12 protein-coding genes are annotated in these 18,408 nt (G+C 46.9%); 4 read left to right on the top strand and 8 right to left on the bottom strand.

Features of this window, described 5'->3' with window-relative positions:
* Window positions 1-73: 73 nt before the first annotated feature.
* The 8 genes from sstT to malT form a co-directional block, all read right to left on the bottom strand.
* Complete coding sequence (gene sstT / locus UF05_RS11940) at window positions 74-1,291, bottom strand: serine/threonine transporter SstT (protein ID WP_005458382.1); 1,218 nt, start codon at window positions 1,289-1,291, stop codon at window positions 74-76.
* Between the two features lie 355 nt (window positions 1,292-1,646).
* The gene (gene rsgA, locus UF05_RS11935; protein ID WP_045545562.1) at window positions 1,647-2,723 is read right to left on the bottom strand and encodes a ribosome small subunit-dependent GTPase A; all 1,077 of its coding nucleotides are present in this window, start codon (window positions 2,721-2,723) and stop codon (window positions 1,647-1,649) included.
* A gap of 313 nt (window positions 2,724-3,036) precedes the next feature.
* On the bottom strand, window positions 3,037-3,333 hold the full coding sequence (locus tag UF05_RS11930; protein WP_005480175.1) for a glucose PTS transporter subunit EIIB: 297 nt from the start codon (window positions 3,331-3,333) through the stop codon (window positions 3,037-3,039).
* Window positions 3,334-3,509: 176 nt separating this feature from the next.
* Window positions 3,510-3,971, bottom strand: a complete 462-nt coding sequence (locus UF05_RS11925) for a copper chaperone PCu(A)C (protein WP_045545561.1) — start codon at window positions 3,969-3,971, stop codon at window positions 3,510-3,512.
* Window positions 3,961-4,575 (bottom strand): SCO family protein, encoded by a 615-nt coding sequence (locus UF05_RS11920; RefSeq protein WP_005499972.1) that lies wholly within the window; start codon window positions 4,573-4,575, stop codon window positions 3,961-3,963. Before UF05_RS11920 ends, UF05_RS11925 begins: the two co-directional genes overlap by 11 nt.
* Before the next feature lie 9 nt (window positions 4,576-4,584).
* Entirely contained in the window at window positions 4,585-5,010 is a 426-nt protein-coding gene (locus tag UF05_RS11915; RefSeq protein ID WP_025443080.1) for a hypothetical protein, read from the bottom strand.
* Between the two features lie 245 nt (window positions 5,011-5,255).
* Window positions 5,256-6,173 (bottom strand): DUF368 domain-containing protein, encoded by a 918-nt coding sequence (locus tag UF05_RS11910; RefSeq protein WP_045545560.1) that lies wholly within the window; start codon window positions 6,171-6,173, stop codon window positions 5,256-5,258.
* A 590-nt stretch (window positions 6,174-6,763) separates the two neighbouring features.
* Window positions 6,764-9,472, bottom strand: a complete 2,709-nt coding sequence (gene malT / locus UF05_RS11905) for an HTH-type transcriptional regulator MalT (RefSeq protein WP_005480178.1) — start codon at window positions 9,470-9,472, stop codon at window positions 6,764-6,766.
* Window positions 9,473-10,225: 753 nt separating this feature from the next.
* Between malT and UF05_RS11895 the strand changes: the two genes are divergently transcribed.
* The 4 genes from UF05_RS11895 (at window position 10,226) to mtgA (ending at window position 18,269) form a co-directional block, all read left to right on the top strand.
* Window positions 10,226-12,679, top strand: coding sequence for a glycogen/starch/alpha-glucan phosphorylase (locus UF05_RS11895; RefSeq protein WP_045545559.1), 2,454 nt, complete (start codon window positions 10,226-10,228; stop codon window positions 12,677-12,679).
* 117 nt (window positions 12,680-12,796) lie between these two features.
* Window positions 12,797-14,977 (top strand): 4-alpha-glucanotransferase, encoded by a 2,181-nt coding sequence (gene malQ, locus UF05_RS11890; protein WP_005480181.1) that lies wholly within the window; start codon window positions 12,797-12,799, stop codon window positions 14,975-14,977.
* Window positions 14,978-15,244: 267 nt separating this feature from the next.
* Complete coding sequence (gene glgB, locus UF05_RS11885) at window positions 15,245-17,440, top strand: 1,4-alpha-glucan branching protein GlgB (protein ID WP_443083228.1); 2,196 nt, start codon at window positions 15,245-15,247, stop codon at window positions 17,438-17,440.
* A gap of 151 nt (window positions 17,441-17,591) precedes the next feature.
* On the top strand, window positions 17,592-18,269 hold the full coding sequence (gene mtgA, locus UF05_RS11880; protein WP_045545558.1) for a monofunctional biosynthetic peptidoglycan transglycosylase: 678 nt from the start codon (window positions 17,592-17,594) through the stop codon (window positions 18,267-18,269).
* Window positions 18,270-18,408: the final 139 nt, after the last annotated feature.

Here is an 18,408-nt window from a genome sequence, read left to right as displayed (position 1 = left end):
TATCGACAATAAATTATCGACAACGAAAAAAGGGGAGCCAACAGGCTCCCCTTTCTATTATTCAATGTTTATCTTACTGGCTTTTTTGCTGTTCTGAACGGCAAACAGCAGCGGTAAAGATAACGTCTGTTGAACTGTTTAGCGCTGTTTCAGCAGAGTCTTGAATCACACCGATGATGAAACCAACCGCTACCACCTGCATTGCTACGTCGTTTGATATGCCAAACAAACCACACGCTAGAGGGATGAGCAGTAGAGAACCGCCCGCAACACCAGAAGCGCCACATGCAGAAACCGCAGCGACAACACTTAGAAGTAGCGCTGTCATTAGGTCAACTTCAATACCCATTGTGTGCACTGCAGCTAGCGTTAGCGTTGTGATAGTGATTGCTGCACCAGCCATGTTGATGGTTGCACCCAGAGGGATAGATACTGAGTAAGTGTCTTCGTCTAGGTCTAACTTCTCACATAGCGCCATGTTTACTGGGATGTTCGCTGCACTTGAGCGAGTGAAGAACGCTGTTACGCCACTTTCGCGTAGACATTGGAATACCAATGGGTACGGGTTTTGTTTGGTTTTGAAGAATACGATCGCTGGGTTTACTACTAGCGCGATAATCATCATTGCACCAAGTAGAACCGCAAGAAGGTGAGCGTAGCTTGCTAGCGCGCTGAAACCCGTTGTCGCGAAAGTTGAAGCAACCAGACCAAAGATACCAAATGGTGCAAGACGGATGATGAAGCGAACAATGTGAGAAACACTGTGGCTTAGGTCTTCAAATACCGCTTTCGTTGTTGCTGATGCGTGGTGAAGTGCAAGGCCAAGACCCACACCCCAAGCAAGAATACCGATGTAGTTCGCTTCTACTAGTGCGTTTACTGGGTTATCAACCAGTTTAAACAGCAATGTTCGTAGGATTTCTGCAATACCTTGAGGAGGCGTTGCACCTTCAGCGCCGGTTACAAGCGTTAGATGGGTCGGGAAAAGGAAGCTTAGAACCACGGCTGCAAGCGCTGCGAAGAACGTACCCATTAGGTACAAAACAACGATTGGGCGCATGTAAGTGTGTTGGTTTTTCTTTTGGTTCGCGATTGAAGCGGCAACCAAAATAAACACTAGGATCGGTGCGATGGCTTTAAGAGCGCCTACAAAAAGGCTACCAATCAGTCCAACGCTTTCAGCATGGCTTGGTGAAACTGTTGCGAGCAAAATACCAAAGACAATACCGACAAGGATCTGGAGAACGAGGTTACCGCGAGCATATCGGGCAACGAGGCTGTTGTGTTGCATACGTCATTCCTGCAATTTTATGTCAGAGCGGCAGGGCAATAGCCAAACATTACACGGCGATAATGCCCTTGATGAACAAGGAATGAGCATTGCTTCTGTGCGCTAAGAACATGATTATCAATTATCCTGTTTTTATAAATTCAGCCATTTTCTTGCTGAATATCACATATCTTAGCTTGGTAATATTTTGTGTCTAGTTTTAGTTTGTTTTTGGATTAAATGTTTGCTCGATGTTATCTAAACGAGATTTTTATGTTGAAAAATCTCGTTGGTTATGAGTAATGGTTTTTAATAAAGTTATTAAAAAGGAGACGAAAGTCTCCTTTGAATTTATTGACAACTCAAATCTAACAACTCAGTAACTTTGCTGACGTTTGCGTTTATCACTCATCACATTGCGAGTGAGCTTGCCAAATTGTCGACTCTGAGCTCGTTGCTCTGCCAAGGTCGCACCATTAAAGGCTTGTTCTCGCAGCAGCTTTTGATAATTGTTGAAACGGCGAACTTCAAGAGAGCCATTTTCAATGGCCGCTTGAACGGCGCAACCTGGCTCGGTTTGGTGTTTACAGTCACCAAATCGACAATGCTCGGCAAGCGCTTCAACGTCAGCAAAGGCTTCGCTGACACCAGCTTCGCAATCGACGAGTTGGATTTCTCGCATTCCTGGAGTATCGATCAAAATCCCGCCCGCAGGTAATAGGTGAATCGAGCGCGAGGTCGTCGTATGGCGTCCTTTGCTGTCGTCTTCACGGATATGCCCTGTCGATTGTTCTTGTTGACCAAGTAACGCGTTGACCAGCGTTGACTTACCCACCCCTGATGAACCGATAAAAGCAACGGTTTGCCCTTCATTACACCAGCTTATGAGCTTAGAAGTACTTTCTGCATCTAAGCCGTTGACCGTCTCAATGACTAGCAGAGGGTCTAGCTTCTGTACTTGGCTTTTGAGTTCATCGACGTCGTCGCACAAATCGGCTTTGGAAAGCACGATAACGGGCTCGACGTCAGCTTCGTGAACTAAGGCTAAGTAACGTTCAATACGGCTTAAGTTGAAATCGTGATTGAGTGAGCAGACGATAAACACCGTATCGACATTGGCCGCGATGAGTTGCTCTGCCACTTTGCTGCCCGCCGCTTTACGGCTAAAGAGGCTCAAGCGATCCAGTAAGCGAACAAATTGCTGATCTTCATTTAAGATTACCCAGTCTCCGACGGTCATATTGGGCAGAGAGTGGTGGGCATTAAGGTGAACTTGCCCTGCTTCTGTTGCCAATAAATAACCACTTCGGTGATGCGCGATCACGCGTGCAAAGATCGTATTGTCGTAGTCGTCTAGTGTCAGTTGTTGCTGAAAAAATGGTTTCCAACCCAATCGCTTTAATGGGTTTGAAGTAGAAATTAATGTATCACAAAAAGTATGTGTTTGATTCATTGTTGAATTATCCCAGACGCAACAAAGCGCCTTAATACAAATCGCATTAGGGTCTAATTCGGATAGAGTTGACCCCGGTGAAGACCGGGCAGAGAAGGGGAGTTGTGGCTATGCCACAGAGTTGGTGCGGTTAGGTTTACCCTTGTGATGCCCAGTTAGTGCTATTCAATACAATCATCATGTGTCCTCTTTGTTAGTTGATACGTTGGTGAGTTCATTCTTTGGTTAATGAAACGAGGAGAGTATAGCTGCCCTTTTTATTTGTGGGTAGCAAAATCACCGCTTAGTTTGCTAGGAGAGTTGCTACGAGCGCCTAGCTTGTCATTCGTTCTTCCATGATCTGCGAATACGTGTTGGCTTTCAAACCGTATATGATTTGGATATGACGTTCATCCAACACAACAACACCATGAGCGCCATGTTTCTTTAAAGCCTCTTTATCTACGACAGCAGTAGAGCGCAGCGTGAGTCTTAGCCGCGTTGCACACGCCCCGGTTTCCACTACGTTATCGAGGCCACCAATTGCGGCAATAATGGTGTCCACGTCTTGCTCGACATTTGGATTGGTTTGAGTCAAAAAACTAAAAACGCGTTTGAGAGCTTGAAACATAAAGAGTTATCTCGGGAACAGGGTTAGATGCGGAAACAAGGAAATAGAGTTATAGCGAAGAGGGAGGTGTGTTGTATGGGGCATAAAGCACAGATTTACATTTTTAAATAAAATCGCCATTGCGCCGCGAGAGAGCGAATAAAACAAAGGCTCCTAATCAGGAGCCTAATTCGATTTTAGTGGGCTGTATGTTTCATCCCAGCCATCACTTTTTTCACTGGCGCGTTAAAGCTCTGCTTTTGGCCGTTATCGTAAGTCACGGTTACTTCGATTTCATCCCCTTCATTGAGCGGCGTTTTCAAATCAAACAGCATGATGTGTAGGCTGCCCGGTTTTAGCTCGGTGGTCTCTGTTGCGCCTAGCGTGATGCGGTCGATTTGGCGCATTTTCATCACATCGCCATCTTTAATGACATCGTGTAATTCGACTTTGCCCGCTGCTGGTGTTTCTGCGGCAACGATATTGATGTCGTCTTGGCTGCGGTTGGCAAAGGTTACGAAGACGGCGCTGGTGGTTGCACCCGGAGCCATAGCACGCGCATACGGTTCGTGCGCCATGACATCGAGCTTAGCCTGAGCTAAAGGGCTGAGCAGTAATGCACCCAAAGCCAATGTTTTAAACAGTTGATTAGCCTTCATTCGAGCCTTCCTTAGTGGTGAGTTTTGAAATTGCCTCAACAATCGGCGCAGGCGTTAGCGTGTGTGGCACTTTGGTGATCAACGTGCCGTCCGGTTTGAGGAAGTAGAAGTAAGAGCTGTGGTCAAGGGTGTACTTCAGCTCCGAGCCTTCTAATTCGGTTTTACGGAAAATAACGCCGTAGCGGTGAGCAAGTGGCGTCGTGATGTCCAACGGCGCAGATAGGCCTTCAATCATAGGGTGGAAGTAGTGCGCATATTTTGCGGACGCGTCCGCTTCATCACGTTCTGGATCGAGAGAGATAAACATCGGGCGCAGCTGCGCTTTTTGCTCATCGCTGATTTGATTTAGTGCACCTGCCAGCATCGCGAGCGACGTTGGGCAGACATCAGGGCAACGAGTAAAACCGAAATACACGATACGAATACGAGGGTCGTTCACATCAAAGACGTTGACTGGTTGATTGTTTTCGCCAAACAACACGCTTTGTTCTGACGAGGCTGCTTTTGAAACGTCTGCGGGTTTATCTAGGCTATCTAAATAGGTTTTAGTACCGAAACCCAGTACGAATGCGACTACGAGAAAGAGAGACCAATTGCGGCTCATAATGATTCCTTATCTTTGCATTTTGATGGCGGGATAGATGGTGGACTGTCCGTCGGTCAGTTCTCCGACCCACGTCATCGATTCTTGAGTGCAAACGGGCAACACGACTTCGCCAGAGTATTTTCCAGGTGCTATTTTCTTGAGGAGAAACTTCGGCTCGCCCATTTCCATTTCTCTTCCAGAAAGGCTCAGAACCAATTGCTCTGCGTCACTTTTGTTCCACTCGACATCGAATTTAGCAGGAATAAGGGGCTGAGCATTATCGACATTGAGTGTCATAGTGACACCTTGTTGGACACATGCCGTTGTCGAGAGCAGGCAGTACTCATCAAGTGGTTTGACTATCGAGGAAGAAGAGAAACTCTTGAGCAGCGTCGGGGCGTAGAATCCCGCAACGAGTGCGACCGCAATGGCGGCAATTTTTAACACTTTCATTAAGGTTCAGCATTTATCACTTAACATTAACCGCATCGTAGCACATATGTGTAACTCGCCAAGGCGTCTCCTCGACAATTTGTGCGTTATACCTAAATGATTTTGAGATGAATGAGTTAACGACTCATTGTGAGTCGGACTTGGGTTGAGAGCGCGTGCCGAACCACCGGATTGTCGGGTTTTTCTACGCCCTAAAAACAAAAACGGAGCCAATGGCTCCGTTTTCTATGAATGTGCTTCGCGGTTTATTTGTCAGAGTCTGCGAACTTTTCGAGACCTAAAACTAACGCGATAGCAACCAGCATCATTACGACTGCAATCACTAACTGCGATGGTTGAGAGGTAATGTGTTCAAATTCAAATGGAGACAAGTTGTGTTGTAGCAACGGTACTTGTTCGCCTTTCGAGTTCGTACGCCATGTTAGGGTTTCTTTCCAAGGCCAGATTTTAGGTAGCGTACCGATCATCAAACCAGTTAAGAACATCAGCGTGAAGTCGCGGAACTTGCGTAGTAACCACGAGAGCAGATGAGAGAAAGAAAGTAGGCCAATCACGCAGCCCGATAAAAATAGCGCCAACGTATCCACTTGGAAGCCTTTTACGGCCGCAAGTACCGGAGTATACATACCGATCAGTAGCAGGATGAAGCTGCCTGAGATACCAGGGAGGATCATCGCACAAATTGCTATCGCACCTGCAATCAGCGTATTAATAGCGGTAGGTTCAAGATGCAGTGGTTTCAGCACCGTAATGCTATACGCAAAGCCGACGCCCAGTAGAAGAGTCACGAAACGAACCGCATCGCGTTTCTCTACCTGACGGAGGATGTGATACACAGAGACCAAAATGAGGCCGAAGAAGAACGACCAAATAGGGATCGGATGAGTGTCTAGCAGCCATGTGATCAGCTTCGCTAAGGTTGCAATGCTCGACAAGATGCCAGCAAACAGAGCGATAAGGAAAAAGCCATTAATATGATTGAATGCGGCTTTAAAACCGTCTTTTCGCCAGATAGAGAAAAGAGACGGGTTAATACGACGAATGCTTTCAAGCAGTGTGTCGTAAATGCCTGTTATGAATGCGATAGTACCGCCCGACACGCCAGGGACAACGTCGGCTGCACCCATGGCTATTCCTTTGAAGAAAGTAATTAGATAGTTCATTTCTTTAGTGCTAAGTCATGTAGTTGGCACAGAGTATACAAAGATTGTTGCGAAAAAAGTATGAAATAGTGTCGTAGTTAATATTTGAGTGGTTGCTTATGAATCAATCCCAGAAAAAGGCGAGAACAGCTAACTTTCAACTCGTTAACATTTTATTTTCATTTACATTTTGACTAACTCAATTGTTAATAAATTACCTAAATTGCATTTTGAAATTGCAGAATGCAATTAAGTTTTGTTTTTTGCAAAAATTTATATAGGCAATATCAGTTTATATGAGATCTTGTGCCCAAAAATAAAGCTTTGAAAACTGGCATGATTAATGCATAATACTTCTCGACCCTTCTTAAGCCGAGGGTCACCTAGCCAACTGACGTTGTTAGTGAATATAGATTGTTCACAATAAATATGAGCCAATCGCGATTATTGCGGTTGGCTATTTTTTTGCCTGTCGTATATGAACAACGTTACTTACATGCTTTGCAAATTGCACTTCCCTCACCGGCGGCTTATAAAAAAGGGCTGACGCATAACGCCAACCCATTTTTGTTTTCAATTAAAATCCCATTTCTTTACTAAGGTTATTTGATTTAGTAACCCATCAATTGCAGTAAATTCTCCGCAGTTACAATGGCTTCTTTACGATTCGCGATGTTGAGCTTTTGATACAAGTTGCGAATGTGGGTTTTGATTGTCGTACCTGCCACATCCAATTCTTGTGCGATTTGCTCGTTACTAAAGCCAGAATAAATCAAACCTAGAACCTGCCATTCGCGCTGTGTTAACGGGCTCGTGCGTACAAGCTCCGGCACATTCGGGTGATTTACCAACTTTTCAATAAAGTCTTCATCAAAGTGGATCGAGCGGCTGCGCTGATTCGATGAAATGTCTTTCATTAGCTGTTGAGCGCGGTGACGTTCTAGATCGCCCAGCTCATGACGCAGGCTGAGTTTCTCTAGCAGGCCACCAATCGTAGCACCATCAATTAGGAAGTTTCCGACCATACCGGTTTGGTTCGTCATTACTAACGCTTCTTTTAACAGTGCTTTGGCTTGCTCTTCGTCTTTTTGGCGTGCGGCCAAGACTGCTTCAACAACGAGGTTGCGATTGGTATCGGTAATGAGGTTGGTACGGCGCGCTTCACTTTGCAGGAAGTTTAGCGCTTGGCGTGCTTCTTCATACTGACCCAAATTGATGTGTGCACGCACTATATTGCGCCATTGCAGTTGTAAGAAGTGGTTACATGCCGATTCTGGACGAACCGCCGTGTTCAACCATTCTTGCATGGCTTCTGTATTGCCACGCGCTTGCCAGAATAAGATCAACGATAAAGAGGCGTTGGCCGTCCAATCTACGTGGTACGTAGACTGCTTCATTAAATGTTGAATGTGCTCGATGAATTTACCGGCTTTGTCTAGCTCGCCACGGCCAATCGCAATGCGCGCCAACATTGAGTAGCTATGTAAGTGCTTACTCGGCGAATGGTTTTCGAGAATTTGTAGGCCTCGGTACGCACACTCTTCGGCTTCATCTAGGCGGTTCCAGCACCACAAGACTTGCGCGCGGATACGCAATAAAAACTCGTGCAGAGGAACGTGCTGTAATTGCTGATCTTCAATCAGACGGAAGCCCGAATCTTGCAGCTCAAAGGCCGCTTGCACGTAACCTTGAGCAATCAATATTTCGCTTTGTTGTAAAATCGCCCACAGTGCTTGATGGTAAACCTGATACTGGCGCGCCAATTTTTCGGTTTGCTGCATCATCGGCAACGCGCGGTCGAGTTTACCCAGCACGTGGTTCACTTCGCCTACGACTGAGGTCGCGACAATTCGGCTACGGTAAATGGTGTTGTCTAGTTGGCTGAGAGCCAGCTCCGCAAGTTCAAGCGCTTTCTCGGGTTGGTTGCTGTTAATCGCGACCTGAGCAAGCAGCGCGTTAGCTTGGCCTTGGTAATGGATATCTAGCTCGATATTACGCTTTTTATGCTCTTCTTCGGCTTCTTCAAGCAATTGGCCAACTTGATTGTATCGGTGTTGGCTCTGCGCTAACCATGCACGTAACATCGTCAATTTAGGGTGGCTAAATAGCAGCTCTGCATCCAGCTTATTGATGGCATGCTCGAGTGTGCTTAATTCGCCTTGGTTGAACATCTTCCAACCGAATTCATTCAAAATCTCAACGACTAAGTCTTTATCGTTGGACTTTTGCGCGTGATGAATGGCTTGGTGTGGCGATTTTTGTTGTAACCAAGCGACCGCAGCATTGCGGTGAAGATCTTTTTCTTGTTGAGGAATACGTGCTTGACGCTCGTGAGACAAGAACTCGCCAAACAAGTTGTGGAAGCGGAACCAGTTATGCTCGCCTTCAAGTGGGTAAATGAACAAGCCGTAACGGTTAAGCGATTCAATCAGACCCAGCGCGTCTTCGCGTTGAGTGAGGGCAAATACCAGTTCATCGTTAAAGTGATCCAGCACAGAAACTTGCATCAAGAAGTGACGAGTTTCGTGATCGAGCAGGTCAAATACTTCTTCGACCAGATAATCCCACAAATGCGCGTGATTGAACTGCGATACCGACTCGACGGTTTGCGCTAATGTGCGGTTTTGATGTTGGGCTTGCAGCGCGATCAACTGCATGGCAGATGGCCAACCTTCCACGTAGGTTCTTAGGCTGTTCGCCATGTCTTCATCAATGCCATCGGCGATGCGTTGGTTAAAGAAACGGGTGGTTTCTTCAGTATCAAACGCCAACATTTCGTTGCCGATTTCGATCATTAAATCGCGCACACGCAAGTTTGCCGTGCCCAGAGGTGGCGCTGCACGGCTGGTGACGACAACCGTTAAGTTGTCTGGCATGTGCTTGAGGAAGAAACGCATGGATTCATGAATTTCATCATTGGTGATCAAGTGGTAGTCGTCGAGAACCACGTAGCACTCTTGATGAAAATCTGCCATTTCGGCAAATACTTCGCTAAACAGCGAGCGTAAAGAGGAAATCTGGCGCTTTTCGGCCAGTTTTTGCGCATTCGAGCAGCTGAAGTTGGTCGCTTTGTTGAGCGCTTGGAGTAAATAGTTGACGAAACGAAATCCATCATTGTCACTGTCGTCAATGCTGTACCAACCGACGTTTGGCTTATCGGATAACCACTGAGCGGCCATCGTTGTTTTTCCGTAACCTGCTGGAGAACGGAACAAAACCAATTTGTAGTAAGGCGCTTGTTGTAGTAAGTCCAACACTCGTGGGCGCACAATGGCATTGTGTAGTCGGCCGGGACGAGTAAGTTTAGATGGAATCCACATTAGTAATTATGTCCTTATTTATGATACCCAAGTGACTTCAACGCACTGTTTTTAACAAGAGACCCTCTCGAAGTCTTCCTCTCGTCCAGCGACACCGTTAAACAACCATCAATGTTTCGGCAATTAAGCGTGATTTTCACTTTGCGCTACCCTGTTTTGGGTTTGGCAATATCCACACAAAATGCCATCTCCCGAGGTCACTTAGGTATAAAAGCTAGCAAAACTAGAAATAACTCACACCGCACAATTCTAGCTTGTATAAAAAATGCTCAATCTTGTAAGCCGAGAGGGATGGTACGACATCAGAAATGCTCGTTACTTTGATCCACTTCCTAATTCTCAAGAGTTGATGGATTTGGCATCAACTACGCCCTTGTTTTGTGATTTTTGTCACTTAAATGTCTTTGGTGTTGGTGCTATTAAGATTGTGTTGCACATCTCTTGCGAAAAATTTCTCGATGTTAACGAAGCTAATGTGATCGGTAAGACACTTTTTGCATGATAGGTGAAAAGGGCAATAAAAAGCGTCATGAACAATCTTTAACCTTTCTCATATTTGGTTGTGATCAAAATCACTAAGAATAGGAGCCAAGGACGTCGTGTTGAGATTTGGATCACTAACTTCCTTATGGTCCCCCCTCTACGCCCTCACCCCTCCTCCTGCAAAGGATGAGAATTAGGAGGATGTTTATTCACAGAGGTAAATGCACGATGTATGGCAGATGAATTACTAAAAGACGTGAGAATTTCGTAATGAAACCTACTCAACAGAAACAATTTGACAAGAAGTCCTTCCAAGACAGCGTTAAGAAACACCTTTCCGTAACTTACGCTCACACGGTTGAAAATGCAGACAGCCGCGCATGGTACCTAGCAATGGGGCGCGCACTGGCTGAGTTCACTACTTTTGATTTGCTTGCTACTGAAACCGATCCTCGCATCCAACAAGCGAAGAGCGTTAACTACCTTTCACTAGAGTTCCTTATTGGCCGTTTAACGGGCAACAACTTAATCAGCATGGGTCTGTACGAACAAGTAACAGAAGCAATGGATGAATTAGGTCATAACCTAACTGACCTTCTAGAAGAAGAGCGCGATCCATCACTTGGTAACGGTGGTCTTGGTCGTCTGGCTGCATGTTTCATGGATTCATGTGCTGCTCAAGAGTTCCCAACTGTGGGCTACGGCCTTCACTACGAATACGGCCTGTTTAAGCAGTCGTTCAAAGACGGTCGCCAACAAGAAGCACCAGACGCATGGCGTGGTGTGGAAGGCTACCCTTGGGAAGTGGCTCGTCCTGAGCTGGCGCAAGAAATCGGTTTTTACGGTCACGTTGAAGTTGTTAATGTAGACGGTAACGAAGTTCGCAAATGGGTTCCTGGCATGTCTGTAAAAGCAATGCCTTGGGATCTGCCTATCGTAGGTTACGAATCAGACACAGTTTACCCGCTACGTCTTTGGGAATGTCAGGCGATTGCACCATTCTCACTAGCAAGCTTTAACAACGGTGATTACTTCGAAGCGCAACACGCACTGATCGACGCAGGTAACATCACCAAAGTGCTTTACCCGAACGACAACCACGAGAAAGGTAAAACACTGCGTCTGATGCAGCAGTACTTCCACTCAGCAGCGTCTGTACGCGACATCCTACGTCGCCACGAAGCAGCAGGCTACTCGCTAGCGGATCTACCTAAGCAAGAGACTATCCAGCTTAACGATACGCACCCAACGATTGCGATTCCTGAACTAATGCGCATCCTGATGGACGAAAAAGGTCTAACTTGGGAAGCGGCTTGGGAAATCAGCTCTAAGACATTCGCGTACACCAACCATACGCTACTTCCTGAAGCGCTAGAGACATGGCCAGAGTCGCTAATCCAGCACCTACTACCACGTCACATGGAGATCATTTACGAGATCAACCATCGCTTCCTACAAGACGTACGTGCAATGTGGCCGGGTGATGTCGCGAAGCAACAGAAGCTTTCTATCATCGAAGAAGGTTTCCACCGTATGGTTCGTATGGCAAACCTATGTGTAATCGGCTCTTACGCAGTAAACGGCGTGGCGGCACTTCACTCTGAATTGGTTAAGAAAGACCTATTCCCAGAGTTCCATGAAATGTACCCAACACGTCTACACAATGTAACAAACGGCATCACGCCACGTCGTTGGTTGAAATTCTGTAACCCAGGTCTGTCTCAGCTTATCACTGAGAAAGTAGGCGCAGAATGGCCAGCGAAACTTGAGCAGCTAGAAGGCATTGCTAAGTACGCGACTGACGCGAAATTCCAAAAAGAATTCATGGCAGTGAAGAAAGAGAACAAAGAGCGCCTAGCAAACTGGGTGAAAGAGCACATGGGTATCGAGCTCGATACTAATGCTATCTTCGATGTTCAAATCAAGCGTCTGCACGAGTACAAACGTCAGCACCTAGATTTGCTACACGTACTGTCTTTGTACCACCGTATTCTTAACGAACCAGGTTTTGAGTGCACGCCACGCGTAGTGTTCTTCGCAGCGAAAGCCGCACCGGGTTACCACCTAGCGAAAGAAATCATCTTCGCAATCAACAAGATTGCAGACAAGGTGAACAACGACCCTCGCATCGGTAACAAGCTGAAAGTGGTATTCATTCCTGACTACCGCGTGAGCATGGCTGAAATCATCATCCCTGCGGCTGACGTTTCTCAACAAATCTCGTTAGCGGGTAAAGAAGCATCAGGTACGGGTAACATGAAGATGGCGCTAAACGGTGCCCTAACTATCGGTACGATGGATGGTGCGAACGTTGAAATTCGTGAAGAAGTGGGCGATGAAAACATCTACATCTTCGGTCTAGATGTTGAAGGTGTGAAAGCGCTGAAAGCTCAAGGTTACAACCCATTTGATTACTACAATGCGGATCACTTACTCAAAGCGTCCATGGACCTACTACTGGGTGAAGAATTCACTCCAGGTCAACCGGGCCTACTACGTGCAACGTACGATAGCCTACTGGATGGCGGTGACCCATACCTATGTCTTGCGGACTTCGCATCGTATGTGAAAGCGCACGAAGAGATGGGCAAACAATATAAAGACCAAGCTGGCTGGGCGAAGAAAGCCATTCTTAATACCGCCCTTGTTGGTAAGTTCACCTCAGACCGCTCAATTCGCGACTACGTGAACAATATCTGGAAACTAGAAGCGGTTCACCGTTAATAGAACAGAGTTAAGACCAAGGTAGCCAAGCGCTACCTTTGGTCATTTGCAAACTTACGTTATTGATAACAATAAAACCCTACATGGAAGGTGTTGGTATTACCTTCGGAGAAAGCGATGAAAGAACAAACAGCATTAAAGAAAGTCGCGGAAATGGCGAGATTGGCTGATAGCTATGTCAGCGCGTGGGGAGACGAGGCAAAAGTTTCTGACGAGACTCTACGCCGCTTGCTCACTTCACTAGGCTACGATACTAGCAGCGATGAAAAACTATTGGCTTCTGCTGAAAAGAAACATAAGAAAGACGTACTAGCCCCTGTTCTTGTTTTACGCGACGGCGAACCAGTCGAAGTGGAACTAAACCTAGGTACGAGTGCTCGTGAGAGTGAATTCAGCTGGCGTTTAGAAACAGAACAAGGAGAGGTACTTGAAGGCTATCTTCAGTCTCAAATTGTTCGTGATGAGCGTGCTGAGGGTGGCCCTCTAGTGTTTGCATTGCCAAAGAACTTGGCATGGGGTTACCACAAACTGATCATCAGTCGTAAGCGTCGTAAAACGCCTTACGAGATGTCATTGATCATCACACCGAAAGCGTGTTTCAAACAAGAAGACCTAAACCAACACAAAAAACTGTGGGGTCCAAGCATTCAGCTTTACACACTGCGTACTCAGCATAACTGGGGCATCGGTGATTTTGGTGACCTAAAACAGTTGGTGAGTGACATTGCCTCTCGTGGTGGTGACTTCATTGGCTTGAACCCAATTCACTCACTTTTCCCAGCAAACCCAGAAGGTGCGAGCCCATACAGCCCGTCTTCTCGTCGCTGGCTGAACATCATGTACATCGACGTAAGCTCTGTACCTGAGTTTGCGCTAAGTGCAGAAGCACAACAGCGAGTGGGCAGCGCAGAGTTCCAACAACGTCTACAAAAAGCGCGTGACTCACATTGGGTGAACTACACCGAAGTTTCTCAACTAAAAATGAGCGTATTGCCGCTGCTGTTTAGTGAGTTCAAGGCTCGTCATCTCGATAAAAACACGGACCGCGCTCGCGCATTCTTAGATTTCGTAGAGAAGGGCGGCGAAAGTTTATTGCACCAAGCGGCATTTGATGCGCTTCACGCAGATTTGCACGCTGAAGATTCTGGCGTTTGGGGTTGGCCTGTATTCCCTGAGAAATACCGCACATTCGACGCGGCTGGCACTCAGAAATACATCAAAGACAACCAAGATCGCGTTCACTTGTACATGTACCTACAATGGATCGCAGACGATCAAATCAAAGAAGCGCAAGCCCTAGCTGAAGAAAAAGGCATGGCTGTGGGTCTGTACCGCGACCTTGCTGTAGGTGTTGCAGATTCTGGCAGTGAAACATGGGCGGATGAAGGCAACCTAGTGCTGGATGCAAGCATCGGTGCGCCACCAGATATTCTTGGCCCTCTAGGTCAAAACTGGGGTCTGCCACCGCTTAACCCTCAAGTGTTGGAAGCGACAGGCTACGATGCGTATATCAAGTTGCTACGTGCCAACATGAAGCATTGTGGCGCACTGCGTATCGACCACGTACTTGGCCTATTGCGTCTATGGTGGATTCCAAAAGGCGAGAAAGCGACAGAAGGCGCGTACTTGTACTACCCAGTGGAAGACATGCTCGCAATCCTAGCGCTTGAGTCGCACCGTCATCAGTGCTCTGTGATTGGTGAAGACTTAGGTACTGTACCAGATGAAATCGTTGATATCCTACGTGATGCGGGCGTGCATTCGTACAAAGTCTTCTTCTTCGAAACCTCAAAAGAGGACGGCGGCTTTATTTCTCCGAAGCATTACGCAGAGCAGTCTATGGCGGCATTGTGTACGCACGACATGCCAACCCTACGCGGTTTCTGGCACTGCGATGACTTGAAAATGGGTCGTGAGATTGGTTTGTACCCAGATGAAAAACAGTTGGAAGGCTTATTCGCTGACCGTTTGAAGTGCAAACAAGGCATCCTAGACAGCGTTCGTTGGCACGGTTACTTGCCAGAAGGCATTGGCCATGATGCGCAGTTCGTACCAATGGATTCATACCTAAGCGAAGCGCTTCAATTGCACGTTGCTGCGGGTGATTCTGCACTGCTTAGCGTTCAGCTTGAAGACTGGCTAGAAATGGATCAACCGGTCAACATTCCTGGCACGGTTGATGAGTATCCAAACTGGCGTCGTAAGCTGTCGATGAACCTAGATGAAATCTTCAGTCGTGAAGACGTGAATCGCATTTCTAAACGCCTTACAGAAGTTCGCGCACAGGCGAGCAAATAAGATGCGTAGAGTGACGTAGATGAATGAGCGGATTACTAATTTTGTTAGCTCAGAGGTACGAAAGTTCCGTCTAGGTCACTCATTCAACCCACACAATCCGTTAGGATGAAGTACCGTTATTATGCCCGCGACAATAGCGGGCATTTTTGTATTTTGACGCCGTTTACGCGACGAACGTGAGAAGCGGAGTCTTTTGTGAGTTCACAACGTTGGCTGTGGAGAAACCAACATTCGGTTCAAACGAATATTGGCTCTAGGGAGAAAGATTTGAAAATCACCAAAACAAAGAAAATAAAGAAAAAACACGAACGCGCGTACGAACTGCTTGCTGAGGCGGCTTACTCAGATCCATTTGCGGCGTTGGGCCCATTCATTGATGACGGCGAAGGTTCGCTGCGAGTGTGGATGCCGGGCGCAAACAAGGTTGAACTGCTTGTTAATGGTGAACCTCGCGTGGCGCTTGAACGCGATGGCGACAGCGGTTTTATCTTAAAAGAGCAACGCGATTTACACCTGACCCACTACCGTTTAGCGGTCGATTGGAATGGTGTTGAACAAATTATTGATGACCCGTACCAGTACCACAATATCTACCAAGAGTACGAGCATCTGCATACGCCAAAAGACATGTATCACTACATGGGCGCACACTTTGTCACGCTAGAACGTGGCGGTGAAAGCATTTCCGGTGTTCGTTTCCTTGTCTACGCTCCGCATGCATCGGCTGTTAGCCTTGTGGGTTGCTTTAACCAATGGGATGGTCGTCGTCACCCAATGCAACGTTTAGATTATGGCATTTGGGGTTTGTTCATTCCTGGCTTAGAAGAAGGCGTTCAGTACAAATTTGAGCTCAAAGGGCCAAATGGGGAAGGGCTGCCACACAAACAAGACCCTTGGGGTTTCTATTCTGAGCAATACCCATCGTTCGCATCCATCACTTACGATCACAAGCGTTACCAATGGCAAGATGCGAAATGGCAAAACCGCGCAGTGACACAAAAGCGTGATGAAGCGTTATCGTTTTATGAGCTGCATGCTGGATCATGGAAGCGCGACGGGAAAGGTGATTTCCTCAACTACCGCGAACTCGCGGAGCAGTTGGTGCCATACCTTGTGGATATGGGCTACACCCATGTTGAGCTGATGCCTGTGTCTGAGCATCCATTCTATGGTTCATGGGGCTATCAACCCGTTGGCTTATTTGCTCCAACTAGCCGTTACGGCTCTCCGGATGATTTCAAATTCTTCGTGGATGCGTGTCACCAAGCAGGTATCGGTGTGGTGCTGGATTGGGTTCCGGCGCATTTCCCATCGGATGACCACGGTTTAGCAAACTTTGACGGCACACCGTTGTTCCACGACCCGGACCCGCGTCGCGGTTGGCACCAAGATTGGAACTCATACATCTATGATTTAGGCCGTGAACATGTGCGTCGCTTCCTTGTATCGAATGCGCTGTACTGGTTTGAACAATTCCATATTGATGGCATTCGCGTGGACGCAGTCGCATCGATGCTTTACCTCGACTACTCACGTAGCCACGATCAGTGGGTACCGAACGTCGACGGTGGCAATGAAAACTACGACGCAATCGCAACCTTAAAATGGATGAACGAAGAAGTGTACAAGCACTTCCCGAATGCGATGACGATTGCGGAAGAGTCAACGGCGTTTCCGGGGGTGTCTGCGCCAACCTTTATGGGTGGTTTAGGTTTTGGCTTCAAGTGGAATATGGGGTGGATGCACGACAGTCTTTCATACATCAAAGAAGATCCTGTTCACCGCAAATACCACCACAATACCATCACATTCCCGCTGGTTTATGCGCACAGCGAGAACTACGTCTTGTCTCTCTCTCACGATGAGGTGGTGTACGGCAAAGGCTCTATCCATAACAAGATGCCGGGTGATGAATGGCAGCAAACCGCAAACCTACGTGCATACTACGGTTACATGTATGGTCAACCGGGCAAAAAGCTGAACTTCATGGGCGCGGAAATCGGCCAAACGGCGGAGTGGAACCACGATGATCAGTTGCAATGGTTCTTGCTGGAATATGAGCGTCATCAAGGTGTCCAAAAGCTGATGCGAGATTTGAACCATTTGTACCGAAATGAAGCGGCGATGCACGATCAAGATTGTGTTCCTGCTGGTTTTGAGTGGCGTCTACAAGACGAAGCGGATGCGAGTATCCTAGCGCACGAGCGTATCAGTAAAGAAGGTGAGCGTATTCTCATCATCACCAACTTTACGCCCGTACCACACGAGCGTTTCCGTTTAGGCGTTCCAAATGCAGGTCAATACGAACTGCTGCTGAACACGGACGACAGCAAATACGGCGGCAGCGATTTTAAAGTGCTGACCAGTGTGAAAACGGAAAAAGTCGAAAGTGAAGCACTGCCTCAATCACTTGAGCTTCGTTTACCACCACTTTCAACCGTGTTCTACAAGCTGAATAAATAATTCAGTCTAATCAAATTCTAAGCCCGTTTTACATTGTAAATCGGGCTTTTTTTGACCTGTTTTTTACCTCAAAAACTTGTTGTTCCTGATTGAATCAGGCAAGCTCGCTGGTTTGTTTATCATCAATCGCTAATGCATTGGGGAACCACTCATGTTGAAAAGGCTTAAGTCATTTCTATTTAAAATGGTGTTGATATTACTGACCGCCCCAGTCGTTTTGGTGGGTGTGGTGAAATATGTCGATCCTCCAATATGGGGATGGAAGTTAAGCCGCATGGTTGCGCCACCAAAGAACTATCCAGACAGCAGTCAACACGAATGGGTATCCTTGTCGCGTATTTCAAAAAATATGCAGTTAGCGGTGATTGCGACCGAAGACCAAAAATTCCCTCATCATTATGGTGTCGATTTCGAGTCGCTATTCGACGTGATTTCCGAGGCTGGTGATAATGGTCCGTCGAGAGGCGCGAGCACCATTACCCAACAAGCCGCGAAAAATGTGTTTTTGTTTCCTTCTCACTCCTACGTTCGCAAGGCTTATGAGCTTTACTTTGCCTTGCTGATGGAGCTGATGTGGAGTAAAGAGCGCATTCTCGAAGTGTATCTAAATGTGGTTGAATTTGGTCCCGGTATTTACGGCGCTGAAGCGGCGGCGCAGAATTATTTTGGTGTCAGTGCAAAGCAACTCTCGAAGTGGCAAGCAGCGCGTTTAGCCGTGGTGTTGCCAAACCCATATCGAATCAAAGTCTACCCACAAAGTGAGTACACTGCTCGCCGCACAAGATGGGCGATGAATCAAATGAGCAATCTTGGCAGCGTGCAACTTTAACTCCCTCAATCTATTGCGCTTAAATAGAACTACGCCCCTATATCAATAAAATGTGAAGCGTCACGACCTTTGGGGCGTAGGCAGTTAGAATGATGTGTTCAGTTTCTTATCTAGGCACAATTAGTGTGAATAAAACTAA

It is taken from the genome of Vibrio sp. S457-15, assembly GCF_000960545.1.
In the GTDB taxonomy this organism is placed as follows: domain Bacteria; phylum Pseudomonadota; class Gammaproteobacteria; order Enterobacterales; family Vibrionaceae; genus Vibrio; species Vibrio parahaemolyticus.
This window is presented reverse-complemented; position numbering and strand designations above follow the sequence as displayed.